The 14,596-nt window shown below is 73.5% G+C and carries 16 protein-coding genes; 5 read left to right on the top strand and 11 right to left on the bottom strand.

The features are described from left to right. Nucleotides 1-14: 14 nt before the first annotated feature. Nucleotides 15-278: a WhiB family transcriptional regulator gene (locus BMW78_RS14790; RefSeq protein ID WP_091761302.1), complete on the bottom strand. Its 264-nt coding sequence runs from the start codon at nucleotides 276-278 to the stop codon at nucleotides 15-17. A gap of 212 nt (nucleotides 279-490) precedes the next feature. On the opposite strand from BMW78_RS14790, the gene cofD reads away from it, so the two are divergent. The 3 genes from cofD to BMW78_RS14775 all read left to right on the top strand — a co-directional run bounded on the left by cofD (nucleotide 491) and on the right by BMW78_RS14775 (nucleotide 3,549). After that, nucleotides 491-1,468, top strand: a complete 978-nt coding sequence (cofD, locus tag BMW78_RS14785) for a 2-phospho-L-lactate transferase (protein WP_091761300.1) — start codon at nucleotides 491-493, stop codon at nucleotides 1,466-1,468. A 2-nt stretch (nucleotides 1,469-1,470) separates the two neighbouring features. Then, complete coding sequence (locus BMW78_RS14780; RefSeq protein ID WP_245735885.1) at nucleotides 1,471-2,550, top strand: coenzyme F420-0:L-glutamate ligase; 1,080 nt, start codon at nucleotides 1,471-1,473, stop codon at nucleotides 2,548-2,550. 102 nt (nucleotides 2,551-2,652) lie between these two features. Further along, complete coding sequence (locus BMW78_RS14775; RefSeq protein WP_091761298.1) at nucleotides 2,653-3,549, top strand: thermonuclease family protein; 897 nt, start codon at nucleotides 2,653-2,655, stop codon at nucleotides 3,547-3,549. A gap of 32 nt (nucleotides 3,550-3,581) precedes the next feature. Here the strand turns inward: BMW78_RS14775 and BMW78_RS14770 are convergent, their stop codons facing one another. Beyond that, the gene (locus BMW78_RS14770) at nucleotides 3,582-3,770 is read right to left on the bottom strand and encodes a hypothetical protein (RefSeq protein WP_091761297.1); all 189 of its coding nucleotides are present in this window, start codon (nucleotides 3,768-3,770) and stop codon (nucleotides 3,582-3,584) included. 184 nt (nucleotides 3,771-3,954) lie between these two features. Then, complete coding sequence (locus BMW78_RS14765) at nucleotides 3,955-4,926, bottom strand: DNA-3-methyladenine glycosylase family protein (RefSeq protein WP_245735884.1); 972 nt, start codon at nucleotides 4,924-4,926, stop codon at nucleotides 3,955-3,957. Between the two features lie 124 nt (nucleotides 4,927-5,050). On the opposite strand from BMW78_RS14765, the gene BMW78_RS14760 reads away from it, so the two are divergent. Beyond that, nucleotides 5,051-5,755 carry a DUF3105 domain-containing protein gene (locus BMW78_RS14760; protein ID WP_091761293.1) on the top strand — a complete coding sequence of 235 codons (705 nt, stop codon included), beginning with the start codon at nucleotides 5,051-5,053 and terminating at the stop codon, nucleotides 5,753-5,755. Between the two features lie 86 nt (nucleotides 5,756-5,841). Here the strand turns inward: BMW78_RS14760 and BMW78_RS14755 are convergent, their stop codons facing one another. From BMW78_RS14755 to BMW78_RS14725, 7 genes are all read right to left on the bottom strand, one after another. Next, nucleotides 5,842-6,411 carry a DUF4865 family protein gene (locus tag BMW78_RS14755; RefSeq protein ID WP_091761291.1) on the bottom strand — a complete coding sequence of 190 codons (570 nt, stop codon included), beginning with the start codon at nucleotides 6,409-6,411 and terminating at the stop codon, nucleotides 5,842-5,844. Next, nucleotides 6,408-6,830: a cupin domain-containing protein gene (locus BMW78_RS14750; RefSeq protein WP_091761289.1), complete on the bottom strand. Its 423-nt coding sequence runs from the start codon at nucleotides 6,828-6,830 to the stop codon at nucleotides 6,408-6,410. The genes BMW78_RS14755 and BMW78_RS14750 overlap by 4 nt, the downstream gene beginning before the upstream one ends. Continuing rightward, nucleotides 6,827-7,396 carry a TetR/AcrR family transcriptional regulator gene (locus BMW78_RS21325; protein ID WP_091761489.1) on the bottom strand — a complete coding sequence of 190 codons (570 nt, stop codon included), beginning with the start codon at nucleotides 7,394-7,396 and terminating at the stop codon, nucleotides 6,827-6,829. Before BMW78_RS21325 ends, BMW78_RS14750 begins: the two co-directional genes overlap by 4 nt. 71 nt (nucleotides 7,397-7,467) lie before the next feature. Next, complete coding sequence (locus BMW78_RS14740) at nucleotides 7,468-8,358, bottom strand: class I SAM-dependent methyltransferase (protein ID WP_091761287.1); 891 nt, start codon at nucleotides 8,356-8,358, stop codon at nucleotides 7,468-7,470. Between the two features lie 10 nt (nucleotides 8,359-8,368). After that, on the bottom strand, nucleotides 8,369-9,448 hold the full coding sequence (locus BMW78_RS14735) for a lysylphosphatidylglycerol synthase transmembrane domain-containing protein (protein ID WP_245735883.1): 1,080 nt from the start codon (nucleotides 9,446-9,448) through the stop codon (nucleotides 8,369-8,371). Next, nucleotides 9,448-11,346: a glycosyltransferase family 4 protein gene (locus BMW78_RS14730; RefSeq protein ID WP_245735882.1), complete on the bottom strand. Its 1,899-nt coding sequence runs from the start codon at nucleotides 11,344-11,346 to the stop codon at nucleotides 9,448-9,450. The genes BMW78_RS14735 and BMW78_RS14730 overlap by 1 nt, the downstream gene beginning before the upstream one ends. Next, on the bottom strand, nucleotides 11,343-12,440 hold the full coding sequence (locus tag BMW78_RS14725; RefSeq protein WP_245735881.1) for a glycosyltransferase family 2 protein: 1,098 nt from the start codon (nucleotides 12,438-12,440) through the stop codon (nucleotides 11,343-11,345). The genes BMW78_RS14730 and BMW78_RS14725 overlap by 4 nt, the downstream gene beginning before the upstream one ends. A gap of 95 nt (nucleotides 12,441-12,535) precedes the next feature. On the opposite strand from BMW78_RS14725, the gene BMW78_RS14720 reads away from it, so the two are divergent. Next, nucleotides 12,536-13,324, top strand: a complete 789-nt coding sequence (locus BMW78_RS14720; protein WP_245735880.1) for an inositol monophosphatase family protein — start codon at nucleotides 12,536-12,538, stop codon at nucleotides 13,322-13,324. Between the two features lie 45 nt (nucleotides 13,325-13,369). Here the strand turns inward: BMW78_RS14720 and BMW78_RS14715 are convergent, their stop codons facing one another. Continuing rightward, nucleotides 13,370-14,509, bottom strand: a complete 1,140-nt coding sequence (locus tag BMW78_RS14715; protein ID WP_177180407.1) for an acyltransferase — start codon at nucleotides 14,507-14,509, stop codon at nucleotides 13,370-13,372. Nucleotides 14,510-14,596: the final 87 nt, after the last annotated feature.

Genomic DNA, 14,596 nt, shown 5'->3' with positions numbered 1-14,596 from the left:
CGCCGGGGCGGCGACTAGACCGCGCGCTTCTTCAGCTTGCGGCGCTCGCGCTCGGACAGGCCGCCCCAGATGCCGAACCGCTCGTCGTTCGCGAGTGCGTACTCGAGGCACTCGGACCGGACCTCGCAGCCGACGCAGACCTTCTTCGCCTCGCGGGTCGACCCACCCTTCTCAGGGAAGAACGCCTCCGGGTCGGTCTGCGCGCACAGTGAGCGCTCCTGCCAGGACAGCTCCGCCTCGTCAGCTGTGCTGACGGAGACCAGTTGTAGTTCGTGCACGGTTCCCTCCTCGACCCGGTGGCTGTCTCGGTGTGCCGCTCGAGACAATGATGGAATTACACGCGTGTCATACGTGATCCGTCAAGCGGAACTCTGATATTTGCCCGCACGGCTGAGGGGTGTTACTGGAGGGGCTGCCGGTGGGGGCGTCAGCCGGGTCCTCGAGGACTCCGGGTGCGGCCTCCTGACCCTCCCCTGAGAGACTGCCCGCCATGCGCATCACGGCACTGGCAGGCGGCGTCGGAGGGGCTCGGTTCCTTCGTGGCCTGCGCGCCCATCTCGACCGCACCCCCGAGCTCGCCGACAGCACCGTGACCGTCATCGGCAACACCGGCGACGACATCACGCTCTTCGGCCTGCGGGTGTGCCCGGACCTCGACACGATCCTCTACACGCTTGGCGGCGGCGTCCACGAGGGACAGGGCTGGGGCCGCGCGGACGAGACGTTCCGCGTCCAGGGTGAGCTCGCGGCATACGGCGCCGTGCCGCAGTGGTTCCACCTCGGCGACCAGGACTTCGGCACGCACGTCGTGCGCTCGCAGTGGCTCGGCCAGGGCCTGTCGCTGTCGGAGGTGACGGCACGGCTGGCCGAGCGGTGGGGGCTGCCGCAGCAGGGTGTGACGCTGCTGCCGATGACGGACTCCCCCGTCGAGACCCACGTGGTCGTCGACGAGGGCGAGGGTCCGCGGGCGGTGCACTTCCAGGAGTGGTGGGTGCGCATGCAGGCCAAGGTGCCGGCGAGCCGGTTCGTGGCCGTCGGCATGGACCAGGCGACCGCCGCCCCGGGCGTGCTCGATGCGATCCGCCAGGCCGACGTGGTGCTGCTGCCGCCGAGCAACCCGGTCGTCTCGATCGGCATCATCCTCGGCGTCCCGGGGGTCCGCGACGCGCTTCGCGGCGCGACCGCGCCGGTGGTCGGGGTGTCGCCGCTGATCTCGGGCGCGCCCGTGCGCGGCCACGCCGACGCCTGCCTGCAAGCGATCGGGCTGGAGTCGACGACCGCTGCGGTGGCAGGGCTCTACGCCGACTTCCTCGACGGCTGGCTCGTGGCGCCCGAGGACGAGGGCACCGTCACCGGCCTGCCGCGGCTCGCCGTGCGCGGCCGGCCGCTGCTCATGACCGACGTCGACGCCACCGCCGACATCGCCGGCGCCGCCCTCGACCTGGCCCTCGAGCTCAAGCAGCGCTGACCGTGCACGTCACCGTCACGGCGCTGACCGGTATGCCGGAGGTGCCGGCGGGCGCGGACCTCGCCGCGCTGCTCCTGGCCGCGGTCGAGGGCGTCGGAGAGCGCCTGCTCGACGGTGACGTGCTCGTCGTCTCGAGCAAAGTCGTCTCCAAGGCGCTCGGGTTGTGGGCCGAGGCGGGCGCTGACCGCGAGGCCGTCATCGCGCAGCAGACCCGGCGGGTGGTCGCCGAGCGGCGCTCGGGTGACCGGCTGACCCGGATCGTGCACTCCGTCGCCGGACCGGTCATGGCGGCCGCCGGGGTCGACGCGTCGAACACCGGCGGCAGCGACGGGCTCCTCCTCCTGCCCGCCGAACCGGATGCCGCGGCGCGGTCGCTGCACAGGGCCCTCTTGGCAGCCTCGGGCCGTCGGCGCCTGGGGCTGGTGTTGAGCGACACCGCCGGGCGAGCCTGGCGCGCAGGGCAGGTCGACTTCGCACTCGGCACCGCGGGCCTGCAGGTGCTCGACGACCTGCGCGGCGGAGTGGACGCTGACGGCCGTCCGCTCGCGGTGACCGCGCGTGCCCTGGCCGACGAGGTCGCCGCCGCGGCAGACCTCGTCAAGGGCAAGGCCGAGGGGGTGCCGGCGGCGCTGGTCCGTGGGCTGGACGGCTGGGTGGTCGAGGACGGCGGCGATGGCCTTGGCGACGGCGCTGGGGTGGCCGCTGTCGCTGGCGCGGGGTCGCTGGTGCGGACCGGCCGGGAGGACTGGTTCGGGTACGGCTGGGTCGAGGCGGTCCGGGCCAGCCTGGGCGTCGAGCCCGGCTCCCCCGAGGCTGAGGAGTGCGGCATACCGGCTGTGCACCCGGAACCGGTCGGCGACCGGGTCGGGCGGGCCGTGCGCGTCGCGCTGCACGGCCTACCCGACGTCGGCGTCGACGTGGGGCCGGGCGACGTGAGGGTGACCTCCGGCGACCCGTTCGAGCTGGGCCGGGCCGTCGCACGGCTCGAGGTCGCGCTCTGGGCGGAGGGCCTGCTCGCGGAGCTGGCGTCACCGCCCGGCGAGCCCGAGGCCGTGCTGCGGCTCGGCGAGCGCAACGCCTGATGGGCGGTCGGCCGTTCGGCCCGTTCTGGGGTGATCGGCCGCGGCACTGCCGGCTGCCGACCTACCGTCGCGGACAAGTCCGTCACCACAGGAGTGCAACCGATGTCTTCCCTGCTGTCCGCCCGACGACGACTGGCAGCCACCGCGCTGGCGGCTGCCCTCGCGGGGGGCTTGGCAGCCGGGTGCACGCCCGAGGCAGACGGCCCGGGAACGCAGGCGACAGCCGCAGCTCGGCCGATCGCGCAGGCCGCCACGAAGACGGCGGCGGCCCATGCGACGGCTCGGCCCACCACCGAGAAGCCAGCACCTGCAAAGACCACGCCTGCCGCTGCGCCCAAGGCGCCCAGCCCCTCGAAGAAGCCGGTCGCCTCGGGGCTCGTTGCGGTGGTCGGCGTCACCGACGGCGACACGATCAAGGTGCGGCTGGCCGGGAAGACCGAGCGGGTGCGGGTCATCGGCATCGACACCCCGGAGCTGAGGTCGCACGACTGCTACGCGCAGCAGGCAGCCAGCAGGATGCAGAGCCTGGTCCAGAGCAAGAGCGTGCAGCTGCTCGCGGACCCGACCCAGGACGACCGCGACCGCTACGGGCGACTGCTGCGCCACGTGCGCCTGGCCGACGGCCGGTCCGTCGCCGAGCTGCTCATCGCCGGAGGCTTCGGGCGGGAGTACACCTACGACGTCGCGTACAACGGCCAGGCCGCCCACCTGAGGGCCCAGGCCGCGGCGAAGGCCGCCCACCGCGGGATCTGGAGCAGCGGCTGCCTCGCGGCCGTCTCGCCTGCGCCGGCGCCGGCGCCTGCTGCACCGCCGGCACCGGCCGCCGCGCCCAAGTCGTGCCTCATCAAGGGCAACATCGCCAGCGACGGCGAGAAGATCTACCACGTGCCGGGCGGCGCCTTCTACGACGTGACGAAGATCAGCGAGTCCAAGGGCGAGCGCTGGTTCTGCACGGAGTCCGAGGCTCAGGCCGCCGGTTGGCGCCCCTCCAAGCGCTGAGCTCGATGGGACGGCCACCCGCAGGCCTGAGCTCAGAAGATCACGAAGACGAAGAAGAGCAGCGCGATCACCACGGCCGCGAGGCAGCCTGCACCCGCAGGCGATGAGGACCCTGACGAGCCACCTGTGCCGAACTTGTAGACCAGGGCGAAGATCACGACCAGCGCCACGATCCATCCCCACCGTGCCAGCAGCTCCCCCGCTGTGCCCGTGATCTCCACGTGCCACCCCTTGCAGTCCCCGCTCCGACGATCGGGGTGAAGGATGGCACGACACGGCCGGTCCGCGGGGTGCGTTTCATCCAACCCAGCAGAGGGTGCTTCCCCTGGGGTATGCACCAACCTGTCCGATCGGCAGCAACCCCTGTTAGCAGAGGTTGCTGCAGGGCCCGCGCGGACAGGCGGCTCAGCGGCGGGTGGGCAGGTGGCGGCGTGGGGCCATCCGCGGTCCCCGCCTCGGGCGCATCGCTCCCTCGAGCTCGAGGAGCCGTTGCACGCGGTAGCGGTGCCCGGCATACGGCTCGAGCAGCTCGGCACAGGCGTCGTCGTCGAGGGCCTCACCGGTGAGCGCCCAGGTGATGTTCTTCGCCACGTGGTAGTCGCCGAAGCTGACGGAGTCGGGGTCGCCGAGCGCGCGCTGGGCCACTTCCGCCGCGGTCCAGACGCCGATGCCCGCGACCGAGCGCATGCGCCGGTGCGCCTCGGCCAGGTCGAGTGAGGCAGCCTCCTCCAGCCGACCGGCCCGCTGGGCGGCGCGCACGGCGGTGCCGGAGCGGGCGCCGTCGACGCTGGCGCGAAGCCACTCCCACGACGGGATCGACGCCCAGGCCTTCGCGTCCGGCGGCACCCACAGCCCACGAGCGGCACCCGGGCCGGGGGCCGGCTGGCCGAACCGGCGCACCAGCACCCGCTGCCCGGAGAACGCCTCCTGCCCGGTCACCTTCTGCTCGATGACCGCCGGCATCAGCGCGTGGAGGACGAGACCCGAGCGCGGCACGTGCCACCCGGCATACCGGACCTTGGCCTGGGCCACGCGCGGGTGGTGTGCCACGAACCCGTCGGCGTCGTCGCCGTCACCGAGCAGCGCCGGCATCTGCTCGAGCACCCACTCCGCGCCCGGCCCCCACGCGCGGGCAACGACCTCGTCGTCGGCGGGACGCGCGTGCAGGTGCAGCGTGGCGGGACCAAGCGTCGTCGGCAGCCCCAGCCACCATCCCTGGCCCCGGTCGCTCTGGAACGTCGGGTCGCCACTCCCCCGTCGGAAGATGGTCAGGATGGCGCCCAGCGACACGGGACGCCGCGGTCGCCAGACGCGCTCCCGCGCCGGCGCAGTCTCCGCAGACGCCGCATCGGCGGCAGGGCGGGACGTCGGGGACACACGGACAGTCTGACCCGTTGCACCGACGAGGGCGCACGGCACCCCGTGACAGCGGCTGCCCCACCCGCACAAGGCGCGCACGTAGACTGCGCCCGACCCGAGTCCCCCCGAACGCGAGGAACCCGTGAGCAACAAGAAGGCGAGCCAGGACCGCAAGGCGCGGCTGGCGGAGGTGCAGAAGGCCCAGAAGGCCAAGGAGAAGAGAGTCGTCGTCGGCATCGTCATCGGCTGCCTCGTGCTCCTGGCCGGCCTCGGTGGCGTGGTGGCCTTCGCCGTCAACGACGCCAAGTCCCAGCAGCTGCCCAACCTCGGGGTGGGCGCCTCAGCCGCCTCCTGCGACCCGATCACCACCGACACCGGTGGCGGCCAGGGCGAGCACGTCGGCCCGGGCACCCCGAAGCCCAACGAGACCACCGTCAAGTACGACACCGTGCCGCCGTCACACGGCCCGCACTTCGCGGCCCCGGCGGTCAGCCCGCGCAAGTTCTACACGGCTGCCGACCGTCCCGCGGTCGAGACGCTGGTGCACAACCTCGAGCACGGCTACACGATCCTCTGGTACGACAGCACCCAGACCAAGGGCAAGGAGAAGCTGCTCCGCGACATCGCCGACCAGGCCAACAAGCAGAGCCAGTCGCGCGACAAGTTCCTCGTCGTCGAGTGGGACAACTCCCGCGGTGCCTTCCCCAAGGGCAAGCCGTTCGCGCTCGTCCACTGGGCCAAGGACGCCGGACACAGGCAGCTGTGCGGCGACCTCTCCGGCGCGGTCATCGTCGACTTCATCAAGAAGTACCCGGCGAGCGACACCCAGGAGCCGGGCGCGGCCTGACCCGGAGGGCCTGACCCGGGGAGACCTGACCCGAGAGTCGTGACGCCCTGCCTGACCCGCCGGTCAGGCAGGGCGTCACGCTGTGGTCAGAGCGTGGACATCTCCGGTGCAGACAGATGCCCGACGCGGTATGCCGTGCCGGCGTCGCCACCGCTCGGGGGCGTGGTCGCCAACCGCAGGATGACCGCCTCCCAGCGGCTCGGGTCCACCGCCCACGCGACGGAGTGCGTAGCAGCCTGCTCGCTCAACGCGGCGGCCCGCTGGTCGAGGGAGGGCACCTCGTCCGCGGGGTCCGTCCCGGGCGCGAACGGCACCAGCAGCGTGGTGGCGTGGAGCGGGGTGTCCTCGAAGGCCGGACCCCTCCGGAACCGGCCACCGACCCAGGTCCGGACGGCGGGACGGCCGAAGTCCCGCACGATCCCCCCAAAGCCCTGGCCCTCCCAGTGGAAGGCGGCCAGGGCCCTGGGGTCGGTCCACAGGTAGAACGGCGCGTAGGCGTTGGAGGGCGACCCGTCGGCGACGTCCCGCACGAGGTAGGCCTTCAGCCCCAGCCCTGCCCGGTGGTCGAGCGCGCTGCCGCGCTCGGCGATGCGCCGGTGGATGACGGTCATGTCGTAGTCGGTGGGCAGGGCGATCTCGTAGTGTGCGGCGATCATCGCGGGTCCTCCTCGGGGTCGCGGGGGCGGGGCGGGTAGGTCCCGGCGGCGAGGGGCTCGCCGAGGTCGGCGGCGCGGCCGTCGTCGTGCTCCTGGATCGACAGGTGGCGCAGCAGCTGGTCGGGGGCGGCGCCGTGCCAGTGCTCCTCGTCGGGCTCGACCCACACCACGTCGCCCTCGCGGACGGCCAGGGCCGGCCGGCCCCTTGCTTGGAGCCAGCCCGCACCGGCGGTGACAACCAGGACCTGGCCACAGGGGTGGCGGTGCCAGATCGTGTGCGAGCCCGGGGCGAACGTCACGTCGTCGACGACCAGCCGGGAGGGGGCTTCGGGGTGTGCGAGCGACCGGATCCAGGCCGAGCCGGACACGACCTCGGGCGGAGCCGGCTCGGCGCCGGCGGCGTGCTGCAGGCGCCTCACGAGGTGGTCCGAGCCGTGTCGAGCAGCCCGAGCAGGCCTTCGACCGCCGAGTCGAAGGCGGCCGGGTCCCCCGCGGCACGGGCGAGCACGTAGCCGCCCTGCAACGTCGCGGCCACCGCGGACGCCACCCGGTGGGCGTCCAACGAGTCCCGCAGCTCGCCCGCGGCCTGCCCCTCCCGGACGACTACCTCCAGCCGCTCGACGAGCCAGCCGAACATGTCCGCGACACGGGGACCGAGCACCGGGGAGGCGACGACGTCGGGGTCCTGGGCCAGCTTGCCGAACCGGCAGCCGCGCATGACGTCCCGCTCCCGGCGCAGGTAGCGCGCCAGCCGCTCGACCGCCGAGCCGGGGCCGGCCAGGTCCCGGTCGACCTGCGCCCGCATGGTCTCCGCGTTGCCCTCCACCACCGCGCGGGCGAGGTCCTCCTTGCCGCGGAAGTGGTGGTACATGCTCCCCTGGCCCACGCCCGCCGCGTCGAGCACCGCCCGCGGGCTGGTCGCGGCATACCCCCGGTCCCACATGAGCTCACGAGCCGACTCGACGAGCCGTGTCTTCGCCTCCATGCCGTACATACTAGTAGTTACAGCCGGTCGGAGCCACCCCTCCCCCGTGGAGGCGATGGCGCCGCGTCCGGCTACCGGCGGCGGAAGGTCAGCAGGATGAACGTGTAGTCGAGCCCCAGCCGTGCCCAGTGCACCGGCCGCTCGCGGTGGGCCAGCGCCTCCGGCGCCGAGACGTCGCCCACCAGCTCGAGCCCGACCCGGTCCGCGGCGGCGACCAGCTCACGGATCTGTGCCGGGTCGAAGATGCGCACCGGCGTGCCGTATGCCGTGTGCTTGCGGGTGTCGGGCGGGTTCTGGTCGTAGTCGGTGGAAAGGCAGAGCACCCCTCCGGGGCGCAGCACGCGGGCCGTCTCGGCGAGGAACGGCTCCACCGGCACCCCGTGTTCGACCACCGACATGCAGGTGACGGCGTCGAGCGAGGCGTCCGGCAGCCCCGTTGAGGTGACGTCGCCGTAGCGGAACTCCACCCCGTCGCGGTGCACCGGCTCCCCGAACTCGAGGTTGATGCCGAGCAGCGAGGCCGGCTCGTTCCCGAACCCGTAGAGGCGCAGCCACGGCAGCACCGGCGAGTACCGCGCGCTGCCGGCGTCCATGACCTTCGCCGTCCGCGAGCCGTCGTCGGCGAGGGTCAGCACCGCCGCCACGGCTCCGAGGGCGTCCCAGTTCTTCGGCTTGTCCCGGTGCAGGGGCAGCCGTAGGTGGCGGGCCTCGTTGACGGCGCGCTCCCACTCGGCGCGGCTGCGCAGCACCCCGGTGGGCGGCACGGTGGTGGGCACCGGGCGGCCCTCGCCGTCACGCTGCTGCCAGCGCCCCTCGAGGCGCCGTTGCACGCCGACCCGCGCCCACAGCAGGTGCTCGGCCCCGCGCTTGGCGACCGCGAGCAGGCGGCCGCCAGGGGGCGCGGCGACCTGGCCCTCGGGCGCGGTGCCGTCGGTGTCGGGCAGGTTCTCGGGTGAGGTCATGCAGGGAAACCTATCCGCCGGAGGGGGTGTGGCCGGACGCGCGCCTGGCCTCGTCGCCGACCGAGTCGCCCGTGAGCGCGTCCCTGTCGGTCGCGGCTCCTTCCGGGTCGTCCGCCTCGGTGGGCAGGCCGTCGTGCTCGCGCTCGGCGCGCGAGGTGATCAGGTGGTGGGAGCGGGCCCAGGCCCATCCGGCGGCGGCGAAGACCACGTCGCTCATCACCGTGAGGAACCGGGAGAGCACGACCACAGCCGTCGCGGCGGAGGTCGACGTCGCCGGTGCGAGCAGCAGCACCAGCAGACCCTCGCGGGCGCCCACACCGGCGGGCAGCACCACGGCGAACATGGCCAGCGAGGAGGCGAGCGCGAAGCCGCACACCGACAGCAGGGCGAGTCGCTCGGGAGAGACGGTCGACTCCCCCACGGCGCGCACGAGCACCCACGCCTGTGCCCCCGACGCGAGCCAGGCACCCACGAAGCACAGTCCGGACAGGAGCACGGCGCGGCCGGAGAGACTGTGCTCCAACGGTTCGCGGCGCAGCAGTCGCAGCCCCAGGCCGATGCCCCAGTTCAGCAGCCGCGGCCAGAGCACCAGCGCGAACAGCGGCAGCGCCAGCAGCACCGCCCACACGACCGACTGGGTGTCGTCGCGGCGGAACAGCAGCGGCAGTGCGGGCAGGCCCACGGCGAACCCGCAGACGGCGGCGAGTCCGATGGTGATCAGGCCCGCCACGGCCGAGCGGGCGCGGGGGATGCGCAGCCGGGTGCCCATCTCCGCCTGGGCCACGATGCTCCACACCGAGCCCGGCACGTACTTGCCGAGCTGCCCGACGAAGTAGATGCCCCCAGCCGGCGCGAGGTGGAGCGGCGACCCGAGGTCGGTGAGGATGACACGCCACCCGAGCACGGTCAGCACGGGCGCGACAGCCACCAAGGCGGCGGCCAGGAGCATCGAACCGCCGCTGATCTTGCGCAGGTCCGCGGAGACCTCGGCCCAGTTGCGGTAGACGGCGAGCGCCACGGCGGCCACCACCAGCACGGCGAGCGCGATGCGCAGGGCGTTGAGGACCTTGTGACGGGGCACGCGGGTCATCAGCGCCGCCTCAGGGTGAGGCGGAGCAGGCCGTATGCCGCGTCGGCTCGGGTCGACGCGGTCGACGCCCGCCGCATGCGCTCGGTGATGTCGCGGTCGAGGTCGCCGACGAGCACGAAGCCCAGGTCATGCGATCGGGCGAGGACCCCGCGCACGTCGGCCGGGCCGAGCGCGCCCTCGGCACCGGCCGGCCCGATCGGCAGGGTCAGCACCAGCAGGCCACCGGAGCGCAGCGCCCACGACGCCTGGCTCATGGCCTCGTCGACGTCGTCGGCGTCGCACCCGCCGGGGTGCAGCCGGGCGATGACGTCGAGCGAGGCGGTGTCGACGTCGAGCACCTCGACCGAGGAGCGGCCCGCGGTCAGGTCGAGCTCCACGGGCGCGAACCCGATGGCCCGCGCCCAGCGCGACAGTGGTGAGCGGTTGCCGGACTCGTCGACGATGACGGCGCTGCGCCGGCCGTCGTCACGCACCCGCACGATCGCCGCCAGCGCGCCGAGGGCGGCCCAGGCGGCGATGCCGTCGGCGCACCGGGGCAGCCCCACACGCCGGGCGAACGCGCGGGCGTGGTCGGAGTCCTCGGCGTCGGCGAGCACGTCGGTGGCCCGGATCCAGTCGGGGAGGTCGGCTGCCTGCAGCGAGAGGGTCGGTCGGCGAGCGGCCACGGCCCGGTGCACCTGGGCGAGCAGCCGCGCCCGCAGGGTGCCGGCCGGTGGCGCTCCCACGTCGGCACCGGCGTCGGGCTCCGGCTCGGGCTCCGGCTCGGTGGCGACCTCCCGCGACGCGAGCGCCTCGAGGGTGCCGACGTACGTCGCCCACGGCCCCGACAGGTCGGGTGCCGCGACCGCGGACCGCAGCTGCGCGGCATACGAGGGCTCGGCGAGCCGCTTCAGCGCCGCGACCAGGGCCTCCTCGTCGCCGGGCGGCACGATCAGGCCGTCGACGCCGTCGCGCACCTGGGCGGCGAAGCTGCCGACGTCGGAGGCCAGCACGGGCAGGCCGTGGCGCTGGGCGAGCAGCACGTTCTGCGACGCGGTGGCGTTGCGGTAGGTCAGCGTCATGACGTCGTGGCTGGCCAGCAGCGGCGCGAGCCGCTCGGCCGGCACGTAGCCGCCGTGCACCTCGACGCGGTCACGCAGCCGGGGGTCGCGCGCCAGCGACTTCACGAGCTCGCCGGCGTCGCCCCACATCTCCCCCGCGACCGTGAGTCGTGGGCCGGGCACCTGGGCGAGGGCGCGCAGCAGCACGTCGACGCCCTTGTACTCGCGCACGATACCGAGCGCGAGCAGCCGGGTGGGGCCGTCGTGGTCGGGTCGCTCGACCGGCGCGCCACCGGGAAGGTGCGGGGGCAGCTCGGCCACCGAGACGCGGCCGGCACCGAGCTCGTGGGCCAGCCGGGCCTGCTCGGTGGAGTGGACCAGCACGGCGTCGACCCGCTGCAGGAAGCGGCTCACCAGGGCGCGGTCGCCCCGGTGCGTCTCGTGAGGAAGCACGTTGTGCACCAAGGCGATTCCGCGCGGCGCGGACGGGTCGCCGGTGCCGATGCCGGCGGCACGCAGCAGCGCCAGGTGCGCGGGCACCACGGCCGGGATGACGTGCACGACGACCACCGCGTCGAAGCCGCGCAGCCGTCGTCCGGTGCGCACCCAGGTGTCGGGCCGGGCCCAGCTCAGGGCTCGCACCGTGCGCGGGAAGGGCTCAACGTCGGGCGCCCCGCCGGGCACCGCCTGCTCACCGGGGTAGAGCCGGCTCGGGTAGAGGTGCGACCACGACACCAGCGTGACGTCGTGGCCGGCCTCGGCGAGCTCGTGCGCGAGCGTCGTCGTGTGGGCGGCGACGCCTCCCTTGTAGGGGTGGGTCGGCCCGACGACGGCGACCCGCAGGGCCGCCGCGCTCACACGCCCTCGCGCGATCTGACGACCAGGTCGGCGAGCAGGGCCAACGAGCCGATCATGATGCCGCTGACCACGAGCAGCACGGTGCTGGCCGGGAAGTAGAACGGGTGCCGGAACATGTCGACGACGCCCTTGACGACGCCGATGACGAACAGCCACAGGGCCGGCGGCATGAGCACCTTGAGCGGGTCGAAGTACATGACCATCCGCAGCACCTGGAGGATGTAGCGGTAGGCGTCGTGCAGGAAGTGGAACTTCGACTCACCCGCACGCTTGGCGTACGACGTCGGCACGTACTTGATGTCGTGCTGGTTCTGCAGGAAGGCCAGCGTGATCGTGGTGACGCAGGAGAACCCGGGCGGCAGCAGCCGCAGGTAGGGCAGCGACACCTCGCGGCGGAACGCGCGCAGGCCCGAGTTGAGGTCGGGGATCTTCTGGTTGCTCAGGCGCTCGGCAATCTTGCGGATCAGCCACTTGGCGGGCACGCGGGCCCACTTGTGGGTGCCCTCCTCGGTGGTGCGGGCGCCGACGACCTGGTCGTAGGAGTCGTCGTCGCGCAGGATCCGCACCAGCTCGGGGATCCGCTCGTTCTCGTAGGTCATGTCGGCGTCGGTCCACACGACGATCTCGCCGTAGGCCTGCTGCGTGCCGATGCGGCGGGCCGTGCCGCTGCCACCGTTGCGGCGGAACGGCATCACGCGGATGTTCGCGTAGCGCTGGGCCGCGTCGTTGAGCACCTCGAGGGTGTTGTCGGTCGACGCGTCGTCGATGCACAGGAGCTCGTAGGTGAACTCGCTCGCGTTCATCGCCTCGGTGATCCGGTCGATCTCGCGCAGCACGTGCTCGCCCTCGTTGTAGCAGGGCAGCACGATGGTGACGTACGGCCGGGGACCATCCGCACCCTCCCGCTGCGCCGCCGTCTGCGTCGCGACGTGGGCCTCCGCCGCGGTGGTGCCGGGGGCGTGGCCGTATGCCGGGTGGCCCGCCTCGGTGGCCGGCGCGCCGAGGCCGGGGTCGACCGGGAGCAGCTCGGTGGGCGGGGTGGCTGCGGCCGGGACGGGCGCCGAGGGGGTGTCGGTGGTGGTGTGCTCGTTCATCGTGCTCAGGAGCCTACCCGCCGGGGGCGGCCGACCCGGTTAGCGCACCGACCCGATTACCGCCGAGGGGGGCGCGTGTGGAACGGTGTGTGGTCGTGGACACCAACGCGGTGCTGGACCTGATGAAAGACGTCGCGGCCGAGGTCATCACGCCCCGGTTCCGCTCCCTCTCCGCGGGGGAGGTCATGGAGAAGAACCCCGGCGACCTGGTGACGGTCGCCGACCAGGAGTCCGAGGTGCTCCTCACCCGCGCGCTGAACGCGGCATACCCCGACGCCTTCGTCCTCGGTGAGGAGCGCTCGTCGGCGGACCCGACGGTGCTCGAGCGGTACCTCACCGCCGACCACGCCTTCACCGTCGACCCGGTCGACGGCACCAAGAACTTCGTCGGTGGCTCCAAGGACCACGCCGTGATGGTCTCCGAGACGCGCGGCGGCGTGACGGTGCGCGGCTGGATCTGGCAGCCCGAGCACGAGGTGGCCTGGGTGGCCGAGCGCGGCGCGGGCGTCTACCGCAACGGCGAGCGCGTCACCCGCACCCCGGTCCCGGACGCCGACGAGCCGCGCGGCTGCACCTCGATGTGGCCGCTGCGCGGTCACGCGTTCGGCCCCATGCCGCCGCTGGTCGGCTCCTGGGTCTGCTGCGGCGTCGACTACCCCAAGCTCATCGAGGGCGCGATCGACTACGTGCTCTACGGCCGCAACAGCCCGTGGGACCACTCCCCCGGCGCACTGATGGTGCACGAGGCCGGCGGCTGGGTCGGCCACCCGGACGGCGCGGCCTACACGCCCCGCAGCCGTGTCGCGGGCATCATCGTGGCCGCCGACAAGGGGACGTTCTCGCACGTGCGCCGGTACGCCGGCGAGGCGCTCGCCCACCGCTGACCCGGCCTTCGACTGACGGGGCCGTCCGCGGCATACCGCCCTGCGTCAGACCGCGCGGCGCAGCACCGGCGTGCGGGAGAGCAGCCACGCCACCGCGAACGACACGGCGACCACGGCGGCGCTGAGCAGCAGCACGCCGGCGGCCGAGGTGGCACCGTCCTCGACGTCGAGCCCGGGCAGCTGGGCCAGCAGCCAGAAGACGAGCAGGTGCACGGCGAAGACGCCGAAGGTGAGGTCGCCGATGCGGCGCGCCGCGGTTGCCCGGCCCGGCTCCGCCCACACCGAGCCCGGGCGGAAGAGGCCGTGGGCGAGCAGGAAGACCGCCACCGCCGAGAGCCCGACCACCAGCCCCTGGTAGCTGAGCGGCAGCAGCGCGGGCAGCAGCGCGGGCGCGTGGCCGGCACCCGTGTCGACCGCCGACTCCACCGTGAGGGCCTGCCAGACCATCTGCACCAGCAGCCCTACGAACGCCACAGCCAACGCCGCGAGCCGGGCACCGCGCAGCACCACCCCGCGCAGGGCGTGGCCGAGCAGGAAGAAGCCGACGTAGGGCACGAACTGCGTCGCCAGCGTGGGCTCGGGCAGCACGCGCGGCTCGTCGCGCAGCACGGCGACGAGACCCCGCAGCACCACGTCGAGGGCGGGGAGCGCGGCGAGCGCGGTACCGGCCAGTGCCAGCCCGCGGGGGCGCAGGGAGGCGACGACCGGCCACAGCAGCGGCGTCACGGCATACAGGCCGAGGATGAGCCAGAAGAAGTAGAGCGCGGTGTAGGACCTGCCCTCGAGGAGGTTGGCCAGCAGCTCGCGTGGCGTGAAGTCGCCCCGCACCGCCGAGAGCGGGATGTATGCCGCGTGCCAGACGACCAGCGGGATTCCCACCTTGCCGAGCCGGCGCCGGAAGAAGCGCCGCGGGTCCGGGTCCACCGGCGGGGTGAGCAGCAGGGCGCCGCTCACCATGACGAAGACGATCACCGCCCACCGGCTGCCGTAGGCCAGGGCGCCGCCGAGCGCCCAGGCGGGCGTGCCCTGCAGCTCCTCGCGGACGAAGGAGAGGCCGGCGACGTGGATGAGCACCACGCCCACGATCGCGGCGACGCGCAGGTAGCTGGTCCACGCGAGGTCGCGGACCCGTGAGGCGGGCTCCAAGGGGTCAGAGGTGGGTTGGGTGGCGGCGGGGGACGTCACCCCAGCAGGATGGCGCAGGTCCACCCATTCGTCCCAAATCACCGACCACCAAGTGGTCACCAATCTGGACAAAGGCGCCCTCTCGGG

The organism is Pedococcus cremeus, from assembly GCF_900111375.1.
Classification (GTDB): Bacteria; Actinomycetota; Actinomycetes; order Actinomycetales; family Dermatophilaceae; genus Pedococcus_A; species Pedococcus_A cremeus.
The sequence above is the reverse complement of the archived record's forward strand: the minus strand, read 5'-3'. Positions and strand labels throughout refer to the sequence as shown.

Coding starts and splice junctions, on each gene's coding strand:
- cofD (WP_091761300.1), top strand. CDS start 491: ATGCGCATCACGGCACTGGCAGGCGGCGTCGGAGGGGCTCGGTTCCTT.
- BMW78_RS14775 (WP_091761298.1), top strand. CDS start 2,653: ATGTCTTCCCTGCTGTCCGCCCGACGACGACTGGCAGCCACCGCGCTG.
- BMW78_RS14755 (WP_091761291.1), bottom strand. CDS start 6,411: ATGATCGCCGCACACTACGAGATCGCCCTGCCCACCGACTACGACATG.
- BMW78_RS21325 (WP_091761489.1), bottom strand. CDS start 7,396: ATGGAGGCGAAGACACGGCTCGTCGAGTCGGCTCGTGAGCTCATGTGG.
- BMW78_RS14740 (WP_091761287.1), bottom strand. CDS start 8,358: ATGACCTCACCCGAGAACCTGCCCGACACCGACGGCACCGCGCCCGAG.
- BMW78_RS14735 (WP_245735883.1), bottom strand. CDS start 9,448: ATGACCCGCGTGCCCCGTCACAAGGTCCTCAACGCCCTGCGCATCGCG.
- BMW78_RS14725 (WP_245735881.1), bottom strand. CDS start 12,440: ATGAACGAGCACACCACCACCGACACCCCCTCGGCGCCCGTCCCGGCC.